This is a genomic window from Aureimonas sp. AU40 (genome assembly GCF_001463785.1).
GTDB lineage: Bacteria > Pseudomonadota > Alphaproteobacteria > Rhizobiales > Rhizobiaceae > Aureimonas.
The window spans coordinates 1-1,674 of sequence record NZ_BBWL01000024.1 but is presented as its reverse complement, the minus strand read 5'-3'; the positions used below and the strand labels follow the sequence as shown (position 1 = coordinate 1,674).

The 1,674-nt window shown below is 63.5% G+C and carries 1 protein-coding gene; it reads right to left on the bottom strand.

The genetic code is table 11. The features are described 5' to 3' along the window. A partial coding sequence (locus AUL32_RS25955) for a flagellin (protein ID WP_062113437.1) occupies window positions 1-1,674 on the bottom strand: 1,674 nt, incomplete at both ends.

Genomic DNA, 1,674 nt, shown 5'->3' with positions numbered 1-1,674 from the left:
AAGAGCGAGAGGACGCTCTGAGCGGACTGGTTTGCGATGGAGAGGGCCTGGGTTCCGAGCTGCTGCTTGACCTGCAGAGCCTGGAGCTTGGTGGACTCTTCCGACATGTCGGCGTCAACGAGGTTGGAGACGCCCTTGTCGATCGTGTCCATCAGCGTGTTGACGAAGGACTTCTGCATGTCGATGCGCGAGGCGACCGAGCCCAGCGAAGCGGCAGCGGAGGTGACCTTGTTGATCGCCGTGTTGACCGCGTCAATATAGGCGGCCAGAACCTGCTTGATCTGGTCGCTCGTGGTCGCGCCGGCATTGGCAAGGCCCGACGCGGAGATATCGATCGTCTTGATCGAAATCTGGTCGCCGCCAGCCGAAGCCGCGATGTTCGAGATCGACAGCTTGGCAGCCGTGCCCACGTCCGCAGTCGAGAACGTGACCGAACCGGAGTTGTCGAGGACGTTGAGGTTGGTGATGTTGGCCTTCTTCAGCGCCGCGTCGAGCACCAGCTTGAACTGGGCCGAGGACGCGATGTTGCCGGAGATATGGCCCGCCACGTTCTTCAGCGTGCTGTCGATCAGCGCCTTGTCGATCGACACGTTCGTGCCGGCCGTCGCCGTGCCCACCTGCACGTTGAAGTACATGTGGTCGTCGTTGTCCAGCGTGACCGAGGAGAAGGCCGCACTAGCCTGCGTAGCAGCCGCAGCGGTCGGCAGACCACCGGTCGACGGGGTCTTCAGCGCGCCAGCCGAGCTCGTGAGCACGAATTCCTTGATCGAGAAGGACGTGCGCAAGGCGTTGGTCGGCGAGGTGAAGATCAGCTTGCCGGAGTCACCACCGGACGTGGGGACCGAAGCCGTGGCCGAACTGCCGAGCACCTGGTTCAGAGCGGTGGCGATATCGGTCAGGGCGAGCGTGCCGGAGGCCGCCGTCAACGGACCGGTGGTCACGGTCTTGTCCGTTCCGTCGATGTTGAGCGTGACACGAACCGTATCACCCACCGCGTAGTCAGCCAGCGTCAGAGCGGCAGTGGACTTCACGACAGCCGCCGTGCCCGCGCTGCCTGCAACCGGGGTCGCGGCCGCCAGTGTAGCGGTGTGAGCAGAAAAACCGCTGATCCCGAATTGGTAGTTGGCAGTACCAGCCGTGCTGTTGGTCAGAACGAGGTTGCCGCCAGCCGTGGTGTTATAAGTAAAGCCTGTCATACCGGACAAGCTGGTGCGGATGGAGTCCAAAATGCCTTGGTTGCTAGTATCAGCACCCACGGTTGCCGTGGCCGTCTGCGTACCGCCAGTGCTCAGCGTCACAGTCACCGTGAACGTGTCACCGTTGACAAGCGTACTGCCGGACAGGCTACCCGCAGTATAGGTTGCCGTGGAATAGGCGGGAGCCGTACCCAGACCTGCGCCCGTGGCTGCGATCGCAGTACCTGTAGCGCCCTGCACGCCGCCTGCCGCCGTCGCCGTCAGGCCAGCCACCGAGGTGTTGCCCGTGGCATTGACCGTGCCGAGATCGAGATCGCGGCCCGTGGTCTGGTTCTTCAGGCTCACCTTGCCGTCCAGGATGCCGCCGGCGGTCGCCGCCGTCGAGGCGTCGAACAAGGCCACAGTCGACGTGTCGACGCCGATCGTGCCGATCGAAACCGCGCCAGACGCATCACGCGAAAACGATGCCACAACCTGC